Genomic DNA, 20,188 nt, shown 5'->3' with positions numbered 1-20,188 from the left:
CGATCTCCTATATGCTCAACTTTTTCAGGTTACGCTTTTTACCGTAAATAATCTGTACGATTGCACGTGTTACTGTAATTGCAGTAAACATCGAGCAGACAATACCAATCATCAGGGTAACCGCGAAGCCTTTAATCGGACCTGTACCAATTGCGAACAGAATGAACGCCACAAGGAATGTGGTTAAGTTCGAGTCGAAAATGGTGTTATAGGCACGATCATAACCCGCCACAATCGCCTGCTTAGGTGAGGCTCCCCATCGCAGTTCTTCCCGTATCCGTTCACAGATCAGTACGTTGGCATCGACTGCCATACCAATGGTGATCACGATACCGGCAATACCGGGCAGGGTGAGTGAGGCACCGATCCAGGACATGACTGTTAAAAGCATGGCAAGGTTGATGATCAGGGCAAAATCGGCAATCAGACCGAACAGACGGAAGAACACCACCATCCATAAAGCGACCAGGATAAATCCAACAATAGTGGATGTTACACCTTTATCAATATTTTCCTGTCCCAGGCTTGGACCAACAACACGTTCTTCCACGAAGTACATCGGCGCAGCAAGCGCACCTGCACGAAGCATCAATGCCAGCTCAGCAGCTTCCTGTGGCGAATCCAGTCCTGTGATACGGAACTGAGAACCCAGAACAGCCTGAATGGTTGCAGCATTGATAATCACAGATTCAGTATAAGGTGTACGGACTTCAGTCTGCGTACCTGTTGCCGGGTCTGCAACATAGCTGATTTTCTGTTTGTTTTCGATGAACAGAACAGCCATGCGTTTGCCGACAGCATTACGGGTTGCATCTGCCATCAGCTTACCGCCAGCAGCATCCAGTGTAATGTTCACTTCAGCACCACCCGTGTCCTGGCTGAAACCTGAAGTTGCATTCTGAACGCGTTCACCTGTCAGGATACGGTTACGGTTCAGCAGTAATTCACGACCGCTGTCCAGTGACTCGTATGCAAAGGCTGCTGTACCTGGAGGTAAAGGCTGACCGTTGGATTTACCTGTATAGGAATCAATGTACTGATCATTCAGGTCTGAAACCAGGCGGAATTCAAGGTTCGCAGTACGACCCAGAACACGTTTTGCTTCAGCTGTATCCTGTACACCAGGCAATTCAACGACAATACGGTTACTGCCCTGAGTCTGTACCAGTGCTTCTGCTACACCCAGTTCGTTAATACGGTTACGCAGTGTGGTTAAGTTCTGATTGACTGCATAGGACTGAATTTCCTGTTTGCGGACATCTGTATAGCTCAGACGCAGTGTAGAACCTGAATCAGTTGCTACAGCCTGCTGAGTGAATTCATTGCCATTGCTGCGCAGGAAGTCCATCGCTTTTGAACGGTCATCATTGCTGGCAAACTGCACCGTAATGACGTTGTTGTTCATGGACAGACTGTTGAACTTGATCTTGTTGTCACGGAACTGACGACGGATGTCGGTTTCTGATGTTTCCATCCGCTGTGAAATGGCTTTATCCATATCCACTTCCAGCAGGAAGTGAACACCACCCCGTAAGTCCAGGCCAAGCTTCATTGGTTTTGCACCAATTTTCTGCAGCCATTCAGGTGTTGTTGGAGCCAGGTTCAGTGCAACAACATAGTCATCACCAAGGCTGCGACGTAATGCTTCCTTGGCTTTCAGCTGAGCTTCAGATGAATCAAGGCGTAACAGTGCCGCATTGTTGGTAAAGCTGTTGTCATGGCTTTTAATATTTTCGCTTTTCAGTATCTGCTCTGCTTTTTGTATGATGCTGCTGTCAATCTGAGTTCCGGCTTTGGCGCCTGAAATCTGAACAGCAGGTTCATCAGGATACAAACTTGGCAGGGCATATAACGTGCTGATAACCAGGACAACCAGGATCAGCAGATATTTCCATGCTGGGTAACGCATTTAATTTTCTTCTTAAAATGAAAAAGTCGTGCTCGCGCACGACTGTTTTTTAATTACAGGTTGTTTAATGTGCCTTCAGGAAGTACTGAAATGACACTTGCACGCTGGATTTTTACTTCATTACCGCGGTTCAGTTCAACCACAGCAAAATCACCTTCAATTTTTAAAATTTTGCCCATCAGACCACCGGCAAAAACAACTTCACTGCCTACACCCAGGCTTTCAACCAGAGTGCGGTGCTCTTTGGCACGTTTTGCCTGAGGGCGCCAGATCAGAAAGTAGAAAATTGCAACAAAAACAGCAATCATTAATAGGTTAGCGACCATACTTGGCTGCTGTGCGGCTTCACCTGCTGCGTGAGCAGTAGAAATAAAAAGGCTCATTTCAATTTCCTAAACTAATAAAACTGTATATCAATACAATCATAATAAACTGGTTTGTTCAGCAATTTACCCTGTCTTTTTCTTCAGCGCAAATGCTGAAAGAATTAATCTTGTGGACAGGGCGGTACTTCAAGTCCGCGACGTGTATAAAAGTCTTCAACAAATGCATCGAAGCTGCCATTATCCAGTGCATCACGGATGTCCTGTGTAAATCTTTGGTAATAACGCAGGTTATGAATAGTACCGAGCATGGAACCCAGCATCTCGCCACATTTTTCCAGATGGAACAGGTAAGCACGGGTAAAATTGGTACAGGTATAACAGTCACAGTGTGGGTCGAGTGGATTCTGATCATGACGGTATTTACTGTTACGGATACGCACCAGACCATCAGTCACAAAATAATGTCCGTTACGGGCATTACGTGTCGGCATCACACAGTCAAACATATCAACACCGCGGCGGATACCTTCAACGATATCTTCAGGCTTACCTACACCCATCAGATAACGTGGTTTATCTTCAGGCATTTTTGCAGGAAGATAATCCAGCACCTTGATCATTTCTTCTTTCGGTTCACCGACAGAAAGTCCACCAATGGCAAAACCGTCAAAGTCAATTTCTTTGAGTCCATTGAGTGATTCATCACGAAGATCTTCATACATACCACCCTGAATAATACCGAATAAGGCATTTTTATTTTTCAGGACATCATGATGATGAGTTTTACAGCGTTTTGCCCAGCGAAGGGAAAGCTGCAAAGATTTCTGTGCTTCTTCGTGAGTGGCAGGATAAGGTGTACATTCATCAAAAATCATGACGATATCTGAGTTTAATGTCTGCTGGATTTCCATGGAAATTTCAGGGGACAGAAATACTTTAGAACCATCAATAGGAGAACGGAAAGTCACCCCTTCTTCCTTGATCTTACGCATGGCACCCAGGCTGAACACCTGAAAGCCGCCTGAATCTGTCAGAATGGGTTTGTTCCATTTCATAAATTCATGCAGACCGCCATGTTCTCTGATCACATCCAGTCCTGGACGTAAATACAGATGGAAAGTGTTGCCCAGAATGATCTGTGCCTGAATGTCTTCAATGTCACGAGGAAGCATGCCTTTGACAGTTCCATAAGTGCCAACAGGCATAAACACAGGGGTTTCGACCACACCGTGTTCGAGGGTCAGACGGCCACGACGGGCGCGACCCGACTGACCAAGTTTTTCAAACTTCATACAGGTTCCAAAATCATGGCGAAAAAACAGTTCGCTGATTGTCAGGGCTAAAAGTCCACCATTTTCCTGGATTCTGCATCCAATTACCAGTGTTACTGCGCAGAAACATCAATTCGTTACCGACTGAACACTGACACTGCTGAAGCTGCATGAACACATCAGAAAAAAGGGACTTTATATAAATGGTGACACTTGCTGAAAAAACAAATCCAGCCGACTTTAAAAGTGACTGGATTTTTGCGGGGCTTCAACTGTGGGTTCAGATCAGAAATTTGGACGATAATCAAAATTCTGTAGAGTTGTACTGTCTCTGAAAGGACGGATGGCTTTTTTGCCCAGTGTCATGGTGTTGATGATATTGTTCGGAAAAATCTGAATATGGTTGTTGAACAGCTCTACATTGCGGTTAAAAATCGTAATAGCAGCACCGACATTTTCATTCTGCTCATCGATTTCATTCATCATTCTCAGATAAATTTCGTTGGCTTTCAGTTCAGGATAATTTTCCACCACGATATTTAAGTTCTGAATCAGCTCACGGTTCAGTGCTTCAATACGCTGTAACTGAGAGACATCGGCAGTTTTCATGTTCAGACTCATGATGTTCTGACGCAGTTCTGTGACTTTTTCCAGTGTGCCTTTTTCAAAAGCAGAATACTGTTCGACCAACGGCTGCAGAGCATCGAGTATTTTTACTTTCTGACGTTCGTAGCTGGCAACATCTGACCAGGCACGAACGGTGGCATTGTGATGTCTGACTATATTGTTGCGCACCAGCACACATCCGACCACGATGGCGATGATGACCAGTAAAAAAATCAGTAAGCCCATGTTCTTCCCCAGGATTGTTATTTTAAAAACTGTGTTAAATCGTGTTGCAGTTTTTCAAGATAAGGTAAATTAAATGTGCGGAGGTGTCCACGTAAAGCAGAGATATCTTCTATTTTTTTTGTGTTACGGCTGTTCATATGAAACAGATTGGAGGGACCTAAAAAGCACAGCATGTTTTTGTCCGGGTGAAACATCAGATCGCCATGACGTTGTGCAAAGAAGTCCGAAAGTTTCAGTACCATGGCAGGGGTCAGCAGTTTTACCACTTCAAGCCGGTCACTGCCAAAGAAGCGCAGTTTTTCATTGCTTTGAATATCACTGGTCTGCCAGGGGAAACTGTAGGGATAATAAAAAGATTTATTGGCAGTGGTGACAGCGAGCCCCCGCGTTTCTATATCAAAAATAAACACGCCCCATAGGTCACGCTGTACTTCTTTAATTTTAATGTCATTGCCATCTTTATCTTTGGCACGGATTTCATTGATATAGCGATACTGAAACAGCATCACCTGATGATCTTTGCCCTGATCATCCTGCCAGACGGTGCTGGCATACCAGGGAAAATCATTGGAAATATTGCCCTGGCTGAACACTGGAAACATCTGTTTTAACTGGGAAATAAACAGTACAGGGTTCAGTGGTACAGAAAGATGCTGAGGCTGTCTCTGAAAGTTCAGCTGATACTTTTTCGCAATCGCTTCTTTTTCAAGGTGAGCAATGACTTCTTCAACAGGGTCATCATTTTCATAGCTGATGAATGCCCAGAAAATCATCAGCAGTCCTGCCAGCAGACAGAGCTGAGCCCAGAAAGCCTCAGGCTGAATAAACAGTATCAGGCTGATAAAGATGCCGCATATTCCCAGTAAAATGGGCTGAATATTCTCAAATTTCAGCGTGATAGGAGCATTCCACGGATGCAGACCATCCAGCAGATCCTGATGGGAATGGCTGTTACGTGCCAGATCCCATAATCGGGCAATGTTATGAAAAACCACCTGATTTTTCTTTCGACGGATATGTATGGTCTGTCTGACACTGTCCAGCGGCATGGATAACTCCGTGAAATCAGGACGCTGCCTGGTCAATCAGCATGGCATCACCGTAACTGAAAAAACGGTACTGACATTCAACAGCATGTCGGTAGGCATTCAGAATGTTTTCACGGTTGGACAGAGCAGAAACCAGCATGAGCAGGGTGGATTCAGGCAGGTGGAAGTTGGTGATCAGACGATCCACCACTTTAAACTCATAGCCTGGGTAAATAAAAATCTGTGTATCACCCGTCCATGCTGCAAGTTCACCATCATGTGCCTGTGCAGCACTTTCCACAGCACGGGTTGCGGTTGTACCGACAGCAATGACTTTGTTGCCACGGGCTTTGGTCTGATGGATCAGTTCCACGGTATGCTCAGGCACATCACACCATTCACTGTGCATGATATGGTTTTCAATATCAGTGGTTCTGACGGGCAGGAAAGTCCCTGCGCCCACATGCAGGGTCACAAAGGTCTTCTGGACACCTTTAGCTTCAAGTTTTTCCAGTAAGTTCTGATCAAAGTGCAGGCTGGCTGTTGGAGCGGCAACACTGGCAAGTTTGCTCGGGTCATTGAACACGGTCTGGTAGCGTTCAGTATCAATCGCTTCTGCTTCACGGTTGAAATAAGGCGGGATAGGTAATTGTCCATACTGATCCAGCACATTCAGAATAGGCTGTGAAAACTCAACAATAAACAGGTTTTCATGACGACCCTGAACCGTGACTTTCACTTCATCAGGACCAATAAACAACTCAGCACCTGCTTTAGGTGAATTGCTGGCTTTAATATGACAATGTGCAATAAATCTGTCCTGCATACGTTCGACCAGAACTTCGACAGCCCCCCCAGAAGCACGTTTACCTTTTAAGCGGGCTTTCATGACTTTTGTATCATTCAGAATAAGCAGATCACCTGGTGAAAGCAGTTCAAGAATATCGGTGAAATGACAGTCGTGATACTGTCCTTGTGCATCCAGATGCAGCAGTCGGGATGCACTGCGGCTTTCCAGTGGATAGCGGGCAATCAGCTCGTCAGGGAGATCAAAATTAAAATCTGAAAGTTGCATGATGATAAATAAAAACAGAAATAAAGAACTGTGCTTAGTATATGCTTTTTTTGGTTTTATGAACGGTATTGAGGGGTATTGGCTCAAAAAAAACCATGATGATTCAAAAATAGACAAATGAAGAATCTTGCGTTGACAACTTTTTGAAACAGTTTATTATACGCAACACAACCTTTCCCGAGGTGGTGAAATTGGTAGACGCGGCGGATTCAAAATCCGCTGTCAGAGATGACGTGTCGGTTCGAGTCCGACCCTCGGGACCATATCTTTAAAGATATACTAAGTATTATAATAAAATATCGTTAAAATACCTTACTTTATCTGAAAATCCCATCTTTATATCACGTTATATGCCTTGATACACATGTACAAAATGAGTACCTTTATGAGCACCTCATCGTATAGACATGTTTGTATTCAATGGCAATAAAGGTTAAACCGCTTACAGATACTAAATGCTCTTCTGCAAAGCCTAAGAATAAAGAGTACTCTTTACATGATGGTGATGGTTTATATCTCCTTGTAAGAACTTCTGGTACGAAGAGTTGGCAGTTCAAATATAAAAATAAAAGCACAAATAAGGTAACTAAACTGACTATAGCAATTTATCCAAATTTAAGTTTGAGTAAGGCTAGAGAAAAGAGAGCAGAATATAGAAGAGCGTTAGCTGAAGGTAAAGATCCAAAACAGCAAAAAGAAATGCTTCGTCAAAAGGAAAATAATTATCATTCTTTAGAGAGTATGACGAGAAATTGGTTAGAAGCTTACGCTTTAAAGAAGCCTTTAAGTGAGGATACCAAACATAAGCGTTTAAGAAAGTTCGAAAATCATTTATTCCCCAAATTTAAAAATAAAGCGATTGATCAAATTGGTTTAAATGAATTAAAAAATACCTTAAACATAATCTATAAGGACTCTCCTGATAACGCCCAAAGAATTAGAGCTGACCTTATTTCAATCTTTAGTTATGCTTTACAGCATAATTTCATTGATCTTAATATTGCTCGTGAATTAGAGGATATGGACTTATCAGCTAAGAAAAATAATAGGGCTACATTTAAGAGTCTAGAACCTATACCTGAACTAATTCGGCGAATAAAAGCGGATACAGGACATAGCATTACTAAATTATTTTTACAATTTGCTTTACATACTTTTGCAAGATCTAGTGAGTTAAGATTTGCAAGATGGTCAGAGATTGATTTTGATAGGAAACAATGGGTAATACCTGCTAATAGAGAGTTTGTAGAAGGAAGTAAGCATTCATCAAGAGGGGCTAAGATGAGGGATAACCATATTGTGCCTTTATCTCCTCAATCCATTATTTTACTTGAGCAAATACGTGAATATAGTGGTAGCTGCGACAAAATTTTTCCAAGTCCTAATAATAAAAGTAATTTTCTTAGTGAGAATACGCCGAATGATGCTTTACGCCGCATGGGATACTCTAAAGAAGAAATTAGTCTGCATGGCTTTAGAGCATTAGCAAGGTCTGCATTAGGGGAAATGGGGATTTTCCAAAGAGATGCGCTTGAAAAGCAGATGAGCCATCAGGAAAGGAATAATACGGTTGGAGCTTACACACATATTGCAGAATATATTGAAGAACGTATAAAAATTATGAATGCTTGGAGCAATTGGTTAGATACTATTCAAGAAAAAGCTTATATCACGCCTTATGATTATGCTCGATTAGACTCAATACAAATATAAAATTAATTTTCATGATTTATTTTGATTTGAAAGAGCCATAATTAATTCTCTAACAAGTTTTTTATGTGGAGAAGGGAGATCAATAAAAGCTTCAAAAACTTCTTTATCTTTATAGCCTAATTCCTGTTTCCATCTAGCATCTCGTTGTGTAATTGCCTTTTGAATGTCCTTTTCAAAAGCTAGTTCTTCTGGCGGTACATCTAGCCATTTTGCAAGCGTAAGAAGTTTGTCACCAGATGGGATAGATTCCCCGATGAGCCATTTGCGAACTCCATGTAAAGTCATAGGTCTGCCAGAATAGTTCAAATTGAACTCTCTTTCTAAAACAGAAGCTTTAGCTTCGTAACCTTTGGCTTGCATAGCTTTTATCAAGCGATTTGCAAATAAAGTTTTTTCATCATCATTTTTCATTACCTCAAAATAATTAGCTTAACTAATAGTTACGTAATATTTGATTTTAATTACGTAGATTATTAAACTTTAGTTACGTAATTTACTTAACTTTTCAAATCTAACTCCAAGATATCCATAGGTTTACAGGGTAAGTAATTAATTAATATCAAATTTATAGTGGGGCAATTATGCTAAAAGGATCAACGTATTGGGGATTAATGGCGACATCGCTATGTTTCGTATGGGGATGTAGTGAATCTAAAAGTGAGACAGCACAAGAACAAGTTGCAGAAGCGGTAGCGGCGGCAGCCGAAACTGATCCATTGGCAGGTGCAGATGCCTTAGCAGATGATAGTGCAGTTGATGAAAATTTAGGATATGAGGATCAAGGTGCAGCCAATCCAATTAAGCAAATTTTAGAGGGAGAACCAGTTGAGGTTTCTTTTAATATGAATGAGTTCAATACAAAAGTTTATGGAAAGCTAGCGTATAATATTGTTATTCAATCTAAAGTAGATGACGTTACGATCAACGATATTATTATTAATCGTGGTAATAATTGCGGCATAGGTGAATATGATCACAATAAGAAATTACCTGCTAATTTGAAATTTGGACAGATGGTTGAGCTTTCAATAAATTGTGATGCAAATTTTGCAAAAGAAATAGAAGTAAAGACGAATTATGGTAATTACCAATTTGGTGCTATAAGACGTTAAACTGAAGCTAAATAGAGCTTATTCTGATTGGGATGAATAAGAATAGGCTCTAAACTAAAGAAGTCCTTGCGCTTGATGATATTTTCAAGTATAATATTATGTATATATTAAGACGACATTTGTATAAAATAATAACTCTCTATATCTCAGATAAATTATTTTTTTAAATCTTTAGCTTTTACAGTTAAAGATGCTTTGTTGTTTTTTAAATTTATACAAAAATAAAAAAAGGAGTTAAGGAATAAAATGAAATACATAAGAAATACTTTAGAAATTGATTGGGTTAATTTTGATATTTGTATTGATCATGATGTAAGTAAAATATCAGATGGATGTATTATAGATACTAATTTTAATATTGATGATTTGTCTAATGGTGATCTTAATTTAGGAAGTGCAAAAATTAGAAATAAGTCTAAAATTATTCTTTCAAAAAAAGGAGATCCTATCAAACTTACGTCTAAAAAAAATATAGTAAATGTTCAGGGGAATATATTTAAATGGCTTCATGGGCAGAATGTCACAGGAGAATCTAATCTACTTAAAATTATTTGTAATTTTGTAGAAAAATTAGAAAATTTGGGCTTTTTCTATCCTACTAAAGCTCAAATGTTTAAAATTAAAAAAGGTAATTTTAGGGTTTATAGGGTTGATATTAAACAGGATTTAATTTTTTATAGTAAGGATGAAGCCTTAAGGTATTTAGACCATGTTATTAAATTAGGTACTTACCCTTATAAAAAGAAAGATAAATATAAAAATGGTTGCTATTTTGGAATGACTAGTAAACGTTGGAATATCAGGTATTATCATAAAGGGACAGAGCTACGGGATAAAAATAGAAGATTCTATACGGAGAAAGAACTATTTGCTTTAGCTGAACTAATGGTCAGATCCGAAATTAGAGTTTTGAATCCTCAATTAAAGGATTGGTGTCTATCTTATGGCTATCATTGGGGAAATTTAGAAAAAATTAATTTAATTTTTTTAGAGAAGTTTAATGAATTAAAATTGCCAGACGTAATGGAGCGCGAAAAAATACTAAATATAGATGATAAAAGTGATAGAAAATTTTATGCGGTAATAAAAAATAACTGTCCAGAAGATTTTTATTGTCGTGCTACAATATCGAGCAAGAAAACTAAATTTTTGAATGAATACGGTATAGATATTGATGACTTACGTGCTAAATAGAGGGAGTTATGAATAAATTTATTTTTGAAGAAAATGTATATAAAGTAAAAAAAGAAAGAGAAATTATAATAATAATTAATAATAAAAGAGGAGAAAGTAATGATAGCATCAGAAAAACAAATGGTAGTAACGCAATCTCAGTCCAACAGGTTGTCAAAGCTTCGTTTAACAATTAATGAAGTTTGCGATATGTTGAGCATACGTAGAGATAAGTTAAAAAAATTAGAAAAAGAAGATCATTTTTTTCCAACACCAATCAAAGATGGTCAAAAAAGGCAATCCGCCGTTTATTATGATTACCAAGAGGTTATGGACTGGTATAACAATTGGAAAAAAGTAAATCGTAAAATGTTAGCTTCTTAATGAGATTATTTTAGATGTATGAAATAAGGCATCAACGGAATTTTTATAAGAAAGAAAATAAAAAACGGCGTTCAATACGCCGTTTTTTTGTTTTTTAAGACTCTATATACTGTAGCTATACCACAGTCTACAGCTTTGGCAATTTCTTCTTTTGTTAATCCTTTTCTATTTAATTCTTCGATTCTATTATGTTTGGCTAAATCTGATTTTTTTCCAGTAGGTTTATACCCACTTCTTTCTAAGCCCTGTCTTATACGCTCCTTGCGTTTATCATTGTCCAGTCTTGCCATAGTAGCTAGCAGATCGATCAAAAGATTATTAATGAGAGTTAATATAGAGTTAGTAATTGTATCTTCACTATTTATTAATGTATGAGTTGTGGGTAAATCGGCGACAACAAGCCTTAAATTTTTACTTTCAATCCGACCTCTCAATATTTTGAATTCACTTTGAGTAAGTCGTGAGAGGCGATCTACACTTTCAACAAGGAGGATATCGTTGTTACCTGCTTCATTTAATAACTGGTTCAATATAGGACGATCTAATTTAGTTCCTGATTCATTCTCTACGTATTCAATTTGTTCATGTGAGATGTTTTGAGCAAATTTTTTTAAATCATCCAGTGCTCTACTTGCATCTTGTTCCTTAGTACTAGCTCTAACATAAATTCTAACAATCATTATTGTTTAGACAATGATATTTAAGTGTTGTGATAATACTATCATTTAATTATTAATTAAAGTCTAATGATAGCTATTTTATTATTTAATAAATTTCTCTTTGTTGTATAGTTCTTTGATAATATTTTATTTTAAATAATTGAATTTAAAAAAGAGGAGGTCGGGAATGAGAAAAGCATTAATTATTGGGGTGAACGATTACGATAATATTAGACCATTAAATTGGTGTGAAAATGATGCCATCAGTGTTTCACAGGCATTAGAACGTCATGCTTCTGGTGATCCTAATTTTTCCGTTAAGTTATTTACAACAAATAATAAATTAAATTTAACAAGTGATTTAATTATTCAACAAATTCAAGAGCTATTTTCTGGAAATCCTGATGTTGCACTTTTTTACTTTGCAGGGCATGGTGGTTTTGATGAAAATATGAGTGAAGGTATTCTTTGTGCACAAAATTACTCACATAGTCTTACTGGAAGCATCCGAATTTCAGACATTTTAAACTTTGCAAACAATTCAAAAGCAACAAATAAAGTTATTATTTTAGACTCTTGCAATTCTGGTGCAGCAGGTGGTGATCGCTTTATTAAACAAGAAGCAAGTATAATTGGTGATGGTGTAACTATATTAACGGCATGCACCAAAAATGAATCTGCACAGGAAAATAGCGATGATCAACACGGATTGTTTACTAGTCTATTATTAGAAGGTCTATTTGGTGGGGCAGTGAATATATTAGGACAGGTAACCCCAGGAAGTTTGTATAGTTTTATTGATAATGCTTTAAACTCTTGGGAGCAAAGGCCTGTTTTCAAAACAAATGTTTCAAAATTCATTAGTTTAAGAGACAACTTTCCGTTGATTGATCGATCAATTTTAAGGGAACTACCAAAATGGTTTAAAGACCCAACTGATATATATCAACTAGATCCATCTTATGAACCAGATCGAAATAATGTTCCTGAAGAATTTCGCCATTTGCCAGTGAATGACGAACACATTGAAATATTTAAGAAACTCCAGAAATGTAATCGGTATGGTCTTGTCATTCCACATGAAGCAGAACATATGTATTATGCAGCAATTAATTCAAAAGGTTGTAAGCTGACAGCACTAGGGGCTTATTATCGTAAAGTTTGTTTAAAGGGGAATATTTAATGCCAGTCTTCATTAGTTATAGACATTCAGATAGACAAAAGGCTTTAGAGGTGGCAACAAAGCTACGTTTAAATAATATTACTTACTATTTAGATGTAATTGATGAAGAGTCAAGAACTACTGATGATATTACAGAAGTTATCACTAAGAATATTAAAAAATGTACTCATTTATTAGCTATAATTTCTCCAAATACAAATGGATCATGGTGGGTTCCATTTGAAATAGGTGAAGCAACTATCGCTGATCGAAGAATATGCTCTTATGCGTATAAGGAGTCTACTTTTATATTTCGGTCACTCTTGAATAATTATAAGAGTTTTCTACCTGAATATTTGCAAAAATGGCCCTTGTTATTATCTGATGCAGATCTTGATGCCTTTATTCAAGAGTATAGGAGGGATAATGAAAGAGCTATGTTTGATGACACTAGAAGCACCACATTTAGTTCACTTACACGAAGTGGTGCGGATGCTTTCCATAGAAAATTGAAAAACATACTTTAATTAATAGTAGGAGTGCTTATATTTTTGCAATATAAATTAGGCACTCTTATCTTCAAGAATTTCATTCATCATTTTACAAAAAACACTTTTGAATTTTAAAGCTTGTTCAATATCACTTTTTTTCTCTTGTGGTGTTAATTCATCATAGTTTAGATTGATCTGTTCAGTCCATTTAGCCACAAGTGTTGATGGAATTTTAAAAGAGCCATCAGGCATAATTTCACATTGATCATGTAAATATTTCTGCCAATGTGCCCAAATTTCATGAGAAATTGAAGCCAATGTATCTAAATTTTCATGAAATTTTTCATCTATGATATTTCTATTAATTTGCATGTTAGTTGTCTAATATCCACTTAATATTAGTGTATTTGTTTCTAAATTATGATCATCAGAGTTTTTGTAGCTAATTGTTCAAAAGATTTGTTACTCGTAGAGCCTAAAATTATTGAATTATCAAGTTTAAGTCCAGAACTTATTGTTATTCAGGAAAAGATAAATTCACCAGCATGGAAATCTAAGGTTGTTGATAAATTAGAAAAAGCTGATTTTTTTATAGTGATGATAGGTGAAGATACTTTAAAAAATGCTAACATTCGATGGGAAATGGAACAGGCAAGATCATCAGGAGTTATTCTTTGTGGAGCTAAATTAAATAATTTTAGAAATACCGAAGAAGTACGTAATTTTTGTATGGAATTTCCTTTATTTGAAAGTACTGATGAGTTATATACCTACTTTAAAAATGAGATGGTGGAACTAAAAAAAACTAGATTAGAAAGCTATAAGATTTTTGTTGGATCGACTGAAAAAGTAACAGATCAAAGAAGTAAAATTCATACATTGTTTTTTACACTATTAGCTTCACTGATGACTCTAAGCTTTTTAATTGCTAAAGCAAAAAATTTTGATGAATCAAGTGTTATAGCAATAATCTTATTGTCATTTGTAGCTTTATTTTTAATACAATCATGGAAAAAATTAGTGGACTCTTATGGTGTTCTCAATAAAGGAAAGTTCGAAATAGTTTATAAGCTAGAAAAACAATTAGGAATAAATTATTTTGAGCAAGAGTGGCAAATTCTGGTTGATAAATTAAAATATCAATCCAATACAGAAACTGAAAAGCAAATCATTAATATTTTTAGGCTTTTCTTGACTATGGTGGTAGTTTTTAGTCTTGTATACTTAATTTATTTGAAGTATAAAAATTAGACTTTAACTTTATAGGAAGAAAAATTGAGTCATTACAATTTATTTTTCAGCCATAGCTGGAAATACGATGATGAATATAAGAATCTAATAGCATTATTAGATAAACAAACAGGCAATAACTTTAGTTATAGTAATTATAGTGTGCCTAAAGATAGCCCTATTCATAATGCACCAAATGATAAGCTTCTTAAAGAGGCTATAAGAGCACAGATGGTCAGATGTTCTAATATTGTTATATTGGCGGGAGTTTACGCAACTTATAGTAAATGGATTAATATAGAAATTGAGTTGGCTAAAGAGATGGGTAAGAAAATTATTGCTGTGCAACCTTATCGAGCTGAAAGAACTTCTGAGAAAGTTAAAACAAATGCAGACCATATCGTTGGATGGTATGGAGTTTCTGTCGTAAATGCAATTAAAGCTTTAAAAGTGGTTTAGAGTTTTAATTTAAGGCTAATACTTTTATTAGCCTTAAATTCTTCATTCATGAGTCTTTCAATTTTTCTATCATTTTCAATTGCTTCATTTAAAGCTTTCTTTCTTCTGTAGTCTAGTTCTCTTGATTTAACTGTTCTAATATTCAATGTAAGACTTGGATAAAGCTTTTTTAGTTTTACTTCAACATGCCTCAGAAGCTTTTCAGCTAAAGCCTTATCTTGAATAAATTCACATTTTGCCTTTTTCAACCTGCCATTTAAGCTGATGTAGACATGGGCTTTTTCATCATTATTAATGCCTATTTCTTCGAAATGAAGACCATAACTTGGCGACCAGCCTTCCCGAAAAGTATTGGGTAAATCTCCGTAATCAAGGAAAGCCTCAAGAGTATATAATTTCCTTAACTCATTATCTTTCATTGTTAATTCCTAAAATCTTATACCGACTCGATTGTGTAATCTTCACCTAAGACCATCTGTCCAGACCATGTTTCTGCTGTTTCTTTTGCTTCTTCATAGTGAGTAAATTGTCCATTAGCTACAGCTTCTTCTCTAGAAGGAGTGGTATCTATGTCATCTTCACCTGCGGTAAAGTAATTTCCTGAATCAAGTAGTTTTACGATGAATCCCATGTGACACCTTTTATAATTTAGGGTTTATATTTTTAAGTTACAATATTTTATGAAATTGTACTATTCTCATTTGACTAAAGTTATTGTATTAGAACACTTTTTTCTAAAAATAATAAGCACCTATATAAGCACCTTTTTTAATTGTTGTAATTTAAATTTAATTAAAAACAATTGGTTGTGTTATGTATTTGATTCCGACCATCGGACCAAGAATTCCAAAACCCCTGATCTGCACAAATGATCAGGGGTTTTTTTATGGCTATATATTCAGTTCTACTCAAAAGATGTATTCATGTTTTTAATCCTGAGTATCCAGAAAAATCAAAAATGGTTATTTATGTCTGGATCCGGACAGGATGTAGTTTAATAAATCATCAATGATGTATAGTGGAATAACGATAAAGCCGGGTTGGTTGTATACAGATACTGTTTTATAGGCAGATTAAATCAAAGCTCAGCAAAATATATTATTTTTATCAGAAGGTTATTGAGTTTACTCCGTAAGTTTGATAATTAAGTTAACTGATTCAGTTGGTTTTAATTGAATACAACACTGTAAGAGGCGATGATGAGATTAAAGCTGCTGGAAGTGGGTGCTGGAACAGAGCAACTGAGTGCCTGTAAAGTTTCATTATTGCTGGGTGTATTCAGTAATGAAAACAGTATTGAACGGTTTCTGAAAATTGGTCGGAAAGTACTGAATGTGAAGAATGCAATTCTGGCATTTCCTGAAGAACCTTATGTCTGGCTGTCATCTGCTGCTGGCTTCAAAGCTTTACATGCACACGAAGAAGCATCATTACTTCCTTATTTTCAGGGTGCGCCATTTGTTGATTCCCGCCACTGGAATTATGAGGAATTTTCCAAACATATTGATCATCTGGGTGTGGACCATGAACGATTGATCTGTTTTGACCTGAAACTCAGTAATAAACAGTCAATTGGACAGGTGTCTTTTTATGATGACGGTACTGTAAGTTTTGATGATGAAAGTATTGAGCTGGTCCAGGAATTTGCACAGGGACTGGCTAAAATTATTGAAATGAATGCAGACTATGAAGAATTAAAAGAACGCTTTGAACAGCAGTCGGCACTGAATTTCAGTAAAACTAAATTTTTTCAGATTATTGCACATGATTTAAGAGCACCATTTCATGGTTTGCTTGGCTTTTCAGAGGTACTGGCAGAAGAGCGGGCGACACTGGATGAGGACAGTATTCAGAATATTGCTGATTATCTGCATGATACGGCTGAATCCACCTATACATTGCTTGAAAATCTGCTGAACTGGGCAATGGCTGAGGGTGGTCGTTTTGTTTATCATCCGATCAATTTTAAACTGAAACAGACGACACGGATTGTCAGCAATGTTTTAAACACGCTTGCTGTTCAGAAAAATATTCAGTTGATAGACCTGGTTCCAGATGACTTAAAAGTCCATGCAGATATCAATATGGTGACATCCATTATTCAGAACCTGGTTTCCAACGCGCTGAAATTTACACATACAGATGGTTCTGGAAAAGTGACGGTTTCCGCTGCAAATGTGAATGGTGTGGTGCAGATTAAAATTCATGATACTGGAATTGGTATGACTGAATCTCAGATTCAGAATATTTTTGAACCGCAGTTGAATGTCAGTCTGAAAGGAACTTCAGGTGAAAAAGGGACGGGACTTGGACTGGTACTGTGTAAGCGTTTTGTCGATCTGAATCAGGGTGACATCAGTGTTTCTTCTCAGGAAGGATGGGGAACTCAGTTTACCGTTACACTGCCACCTGCGACCAGTGGTCATCAGACTATTGCAAATACGGAGCTGATGGTCAGATATTCCAGATCTGACTGATTCAGCACCAGGAATTAAAATAATAAATTTCAGGCTTTATTTAGTCGGGGCAGATGATATATTTTGAGATATATCTGATGTACGGGCTTTTCCCTTAATGAATGCAGAACAGTTAAAAAAAACATTACGCGCCAGTCAATATGCAGAACAGGTACTGAGCCTGCATCAACCTATACTGGAACAGGATTATGCATTCGATCAGTTTCAGCAGCATCTTTCCACAACACAGATACAGCAGTATGTCCATGAAGTGCTTGATGGCATTCAGGATGAGCAGCTATGGATGAAAGAGCTGCGGGTACTTCGTGCACGGTTGATGTTCCGCTGGATCTGGCAGGATGCCAATCAGCTGACCGATGTGGTGACATTAACCCGCGAGCTTTCTGATTTTGCCGATGCGAGCATAGTTGTTGCTAAAGAATTTGCACTTCAGCCATTGATTGCCAAACATGGTGAGCCTGTCAGTTACAGCGGTAAAGTTCAGGATCTTATTGTTATTGGTATGGGGAAACTGGGGGCACAGGAACTCAATTTATCCAGTGATATTGACCTGATATTTGCCTTTGATGAACAGGGTGAAACCAGCGGGCGTAAATGTATAGAGATCCAGCAGTTCTGTATTCTCTGGGGGCAGAAGCTGATTTATCTGCTCGATCATATTACGGCAGATGGGTTTGTCTTCCGTGTGGATATGCGCCTGCGCCCGTGGGGAGACGGTTCTGCTCTGGCAATCAGTCATGTCGCACTGGAAAAATATCTGAGTCAGCATGGGCGTGAATGGGAACGCTATGCCTGGATCAAGGCGCGTATTATCACGGGTGGAAAAGTAGGCGATGACTTACTCGGTATGACGCGTCCATTTGTGTTCCGTAAGTATGTCGATTACACCGCTTTTGAAGCGATGCGTGAAATGAAAGCCATGATTGAGCGTGAAGTGGCTCGTCGTAATATTGCGGATGATATTAAGCTGGGCGCGGGTGGAATCCGTGAAGTCGAATTTATTGTTCAGGTGTTCCAGTTGATCTACGGTGGTTCAAAACTTGAACTTCAGGATCGTCAGTGTCTGGTGAGTCTGCGTCATTTGGGGGAAGTTGGATTGCTGGATCATCAGTCTGTTCTGGATCTGGAAGATGCCTATCTGTTCCTGCGCCGTGTTGAACATGCAATCCAGGCACTGAATGATCAGCAGACACAGTCACTTCCGAGTGAACCTGAATTACGTCAACGGATTACCGATACCCTGGGTTTTGCTGACTGGGACAGTTTCCTTGAGTTTTTAAATCAGAAACGTCGCAAGGTCACTTTTCAGTTTGAGCATCTGATCAAGGAAAAAGGACTTGAATCTCCAACAGAGAGTTTCAGTCAGCTTGAAAGTCAGTTGAATGATGTGCTGGATGATAGTGCCAAAAACCTGGTTCATGAGTTCTGGTATGGGCATGCCATTAAAAAATTACCTGCCAAAGCCGTACAGCGTTTAAAGGAATTCTGGCCTCATCTGATTGAAGCCATTCTGCAGTCAGACAAACCTCAGGTTGCTTTACTCCGTCTCATGCCACTGGTGGAATCGGTGCTGCGCAGAACGGTTTATCTGGTGATGCTGATCGAAAGTAAGGGGGCATTACAGCGTCTGGTGAAAATGGCAACCGTCAGCCCGTGGATCTGTGAGGAACTGACGCATTATCCCGTATTGCTGGACGAGTTTCTTTCCATGGATTTTGAACTGCCAAAACGGAAAGATCTGGAAGACTCATTACGCCAACAGCTGCTGCGTATAGAACTGGATGAAGTGGAAGACCTGATGCGGGTACTGCGACTGTTTAAAAAATCCAATGTTCTGACGGTTGCAGCAAGTGATGTACTGGCTGAAAGCCCGCTCATGAAAGTGTCTGATGCACTGACTGATATTGCTGAAGTTTCGGTCAATGCCACCTTGCAGCTGGCTTATCAGATCACAGCAAAAAAACATGGATATCCAGTCAATGCCGATGGTCAGCGCTGTTCACTGGATCAGCTGGCTTTCAGTGTGATCGGGTATGGAAAAGTCGGTGGTATTGAACTTGGTTATGGCTCAGATCTGGATCTGGTTTTTATTCATTATATGGATGAACAAAGTGACACCGATGGAATGAAGCCGATCAGCAGTTTTGAATTTGCCATGCGTGTGGCACAGAAATTTATGTCTCTGATGACCACACAGACACTGGATGGTCGGGTGTATGAAATTGATACCCGTCTAAGACCATCTGGAGAAGCGGGTCTGCTGGTGACCAGTCTGAAAGCATTTGAGCAGTATCAGCTGAAAAGTGCATGGTTATGGGAACATCAGGCACTTGTACGCGCCCGCTCCATTGCAGGAGCAAAAGATTTAATCGAAAAATTTGAATCTTTAAGGTGTCAGATTCTGACCCAGCCTCGGGAAGAAGCTCATGTCCGCGAAGAAGTACTGAAGATGCGTCAGAAAATGAAAGATCATCTGGGTTCTTCCAAAGAGCAGCAAAAAGATGGGATTTTTCATTTAAAACAGGATGCGGGTGGTATCGTTGATATCGAATTTATGGCACAGTATGCTGTATTAGCCTGGAGTGGGTCGAATCCTGATCTCGCCCATTATTCCGACAATGTACGAATCCTTGAAGACGCCGCAAAAGCAGGTTGCTTATCCAGCGACGACGCGACAGCATTGATTCAAGCTTATCTAAGTGAACGAGCCGAGAGCCACCGTCTGGCACTTGCCAATCAAACGATGCAGGTCAGTGCCGCAGAGTGGTTCGACACCAGAGAGGTAGTTTGCAAGTTATGGCAAAGATTAATTGATCCAGGTGCAACTTCTGTAGCTGGATAGGTAATGACTGTATATAAAAATTTGG

At 38.4% G+C, this 20,188-nt stretch carries 21 protein-coding genes and 1 tRNA gene; 11 read left to right on the top strand and 11 right to left on the bottom strand.

Going from position 1 to position 20,188, the window contains the following annotated elements:
* Positions 1–7 precede the first annotated feature (7 nt).
* The 6 genes from secD to queA form a co-directional block, all read right to left on the bottom strand.
* A complete protein-coding gene (secD, locus tag CDG61_RS14540) occupies positions 8–1,909 on the bottom strand; it encodes a protein translocase subunit SecD (protein WP_087513131.1) in 1,902 nt (633 codons plus the stop codon).
* Between the two features lie 53 nt (positions 1,910–1,962).
* Complete coding sequence (yajC, locus tag CDG61_RS14535; protein WP_087513132.1) at positions 1,963–2,292, bottom strand: preprotein translocase subunit YajC; 330 nt, start codon at positions 2,290–2,292, stop codon at positions 1,963–1,965.
* 104 nt (positions 2,293–2,396) lie between these two features.
* Complete coding sequence (gene tgt, locus CDG61_RS14530; RefSeq protein WP_087550567.1) at positions 2,397–3,527, bottom strand: tRNA guanosine(34) transglycosylase Tgt; 1,131 nt, start codon at positions 3,525–3,527, stop codon at positions 2,397–2,399.
* Between the two features lie 264 nt (positions 3,528–3,791).
* Entirely contained in the window at positions 3,792–4,358 is a 567-nt protein-coding gene (locus CDG61_RS14525; protein WP_087513134.1) for a LemA family protein, read from the bottom strand.
* Between the two features lie 17 nt (positions 4,359–4,375).
* Positions 4,376–5,407 carry a hypothetical protein gene (locus CDG61_RS14520; protein WP_087550568.1) on the bottom strand — a complete coding sequence of 344 codons (1,032 nt, stop codon included), beginning with the start codon at positions 5,405–5,407 and terminating at the stop codon, positions 4,376–4,378.
* Between the two features lie 16 nt (positions 5,408–5,423).
* The gene (gene queA / locus CDG61_RS14515; RefSeq protein WP_087550569.1) at positions 5,424–6,461 is read right to left on the bottom strand and encodes a tRNA preQ1(34) S-adenosylmethionine ribosyltransferase-isomerase QueA; all 1,038 of its coding nucleotides are present in this window, start codon (positions 6,459–6,461) and stop codon (positions 5,424–5,426) included.
* Between the two features lie 176 nt (positions 6,462–6,637).
* Between queA and CDG61_RS14510 the strand changes: the two genes are divergently transcribed.
* Positions 6,638–6,724 (top strand) — tRNA-Leu (locus CDG61_RS14510).
* Between the two features lie 157 nt (positions 6,725–6,881).
* Positions 6,882–8,174: a tyrosine-type recombinase/integrase gene (locus tag CDG61_RS14505; protein WP_087550570.1), complete on the top strand. Its 1,293-nt coding sequence runs from the start codon at positions 6,882–6,884 to the stop codon at positions 8,172–8,174.
* Positions 8,175–8,183: 9 nt separating this feature from the next.
* Here the strand turns inward: CDG61_RS14505 and CDG61_RS14500 are convergent, their stop codons facing one another.
* Entirely contained in the window at positions 8,184–8,585 is a 402-nt protein-coding gene (locus CDG61_RS14500; protein WP_087550571.1) for a DNA-binding protein, read from the bottom strand.
* Between the two features lie 170 nt (positions 8,586–8,755).
* On the opposite strand from CDG61_RS14500, the gene CDG61_RS14495 reads away from it, so the two are divergent.
* From CDG61_RS14495 to CDG61_RS14485, 3 genes are all read left to right on the top strand, one after another.
* A complete protein-coding gene (locus CDG61_RS14495; protein WP_087550572.1) occupies positions 8,756–9,286 on the top strand; it encodes a hypothetical protein in 531 nt (176 codons plus the stop codon).
* A 246-nt stretch (positions 9,287–9,532) separates the two neighbouring features.
* On the top strand, positions 9,533–10,480 hold the full coding sequence (locus CDG61_RS14490) for a phage/plasmid replication protein, II/X family (protein WP_087550573.1): 948 nt from the start codon (positions 9,533–9,535) through the stop codon (positions 10,478–10,480).
* Positions 10,481–10,579: 99 nt separating this feature from the next.
* Positions 10,580–10,843 carry an AlpA family transcriptional regulator gene (locus CDG61_RS14485; RefSeq protein WP_228199585.1) on the top strand — a complete coding sequence of 88 codons (264 nt, stop codon included), beginning with the start codon at positions 10,580–10,582 and terminating at the stop codon, positions 10,841–10,843.
* A gap of 71 nt (positions 10,844–10,914) precedes the next feature.
* Here CDG61_RS14485 and CDG61_RS14480 read toward each other — a convergent pair whose 3' ends face one another.
* A complete protein-coding gene (locus CDG61_RS14480) occupies positions 10,915–11,523 on the bottom strand; it encodes a recombinase family protein (RefSeq protein ID WP_087550574.1) in 609 nt (202 codons plus the stop codon).
* A 166-nt stretch (positions 11,524–11,689) separates the two neighbouring features.
* Here CDG61_RS14480 and CDG61_RS14475 point away from each other — a divergent pair, with 166 nt between their 5' ends.
* Together CDG61_RS14475 and CDG61_RS14470 are read left to right on the top strand one after the other, a co-directional pair.
* On the top strand, positions 11,690–12,685 hold the full coding sequence (locus CDG61_RS14475; protein ID WP_087550575.1) for a caspase family protein: 996 nt from the start codon (positions 11,690–11,692) through the stop codon (positions 12,683–12,685).
* Entirely contained in the window at positions 12,685–13,191 is a 507-nt protein-coding gene (locus CDG61_RS14470; RefSeq protein WP_087550576.1) for a TIR domain-containing protein, read from the top strand. Before CDG61_RS14475 ends, CDG61_RS14470 begins: the two co-directional genes overlap by 1 nt.
* Positions 13,192–13,227: 36 nt before the next feature.
* Here the strand turns inward: CDG61_RS14470 and CDG61_RS14465 are convergent, their stop codons facing one another.
* Positions 13,228–13,527: a hypothetical protein gene (locus tag CDG61_RS14465; protein WP_087550577.1), complete on the bottom strand. Its 300-nt coding sequence runs from the start codon at positions 13,525–13,527 to the stop codon at positions 13,228–13,230.
* Between the two features lie 48 nt (positions 13,528–13,575).
* Between CDG61_RS14465 and CDG61_RS14460 the strand changes: the two genes are divergently transcribed.
* Both CDG61_RS14460 and CDG61_RS14455 read left to right on the top strand, forming a co-directional pair.
* Positions 13,576–14,406 (top strand): hypothetical protein, encoded by an 831-nt coding sequence (locus CDG61_RS14460; RefSeq protein WP_087550578.1) that lies wholly within the window; start codon positions 13,576–13,578, stop codon positions 14,404–14,406.
* 24 nt (positions 14,407–14,430) lie between these two features.
* Positions 14,431–14,844, top strand: coding sequence for a TIR domain-containing protein (locus CDG61_RS14455; protein ID WP_087550579.1), 414 nt, complete (start codon positions 14,431–14,433; stop codon positions 14,842–14,844).
* Here CDG61_RS14455 and CDG61_RS14450 read toward each other — a convergent pair.
* Both CDG61_RS14450 and CDG61_RS14445 read right to left on the bottom strand, forming a co-directional pair.
* Positions 14,841–15,263, bottom strand: a complete 423-nt coding sequence (locus CDG61_RS14450) for a hypothetical protein (RefSeq protein WP_087550580.1) — start codon at positions 15,261–15,263, stop codon at positions 14,841–14,843. The two genes, CDG61_RS14455 and CDG61_RS14450, sit on opposite strands and share 4 nt — an antisense overlap.
* Before the next feature lie 17 nt (positions 15,264–15,280).
* Entirely contained in the window at positions 15,281–15,475 is a 195-nt protein-coding gene (locus CDG61_RS14445) for a hypothetical protein (RefSeq protein WP_087550581.1), read from the bottom strand.
* Between the two features lie 568 nt (positions 15,476–16,043).
* Between CDG61_RS14445 and CDG61_RS14440 the strand changes: the two genes are divergently transcribed.
* Both CDG61_RS14440 and glnE read left to right on the top strand, forming a co-directional pair.
* A complete protein-coding gene (locus tag CDG61_RS14440) occupies positions 16,044–17,321 on the top strand; it encodes a sensor histidine kinase (RefSeq protein WP_087550582.1) in 1,278 nt (425 codons plus the stop codon).
* Positions 17,322–17,418: 97 nt separating this feature from the next.
* Positions 17,419–20,163 (top strand): bifunctional [glutamate--ammonia ligase]-adenylyl-L-tyrosine phosphorylase/[glutamate--ammonia-ligase] adenylyltransferase, encoded by a 2,745-nt coding sequence (glnE, locus tag CDG61_RS14435; RefSeq protein WP_087550583.1) that lies wholly within the window; start codon positions 17,419–17,421, stop codon positions 20,161–20,163.
* Positions 20,164–20,188: the final 25 nt, after the last annotated feature.

The organism is Acinetobacter sp. WCHAc010052 (assembly GCF_002165295.2).
Lineage (GTDB): Bacteria > Pseudomonadota > Gammaproteobacteria > Pseudomonadales > Moraxellaceae > Acinetobacter > Acinetobacter chinensis.
Note: the sequence above shows the minus strand (reverse complement) of the source record. Positions and strands in the feature narration are given on the sequence as shown.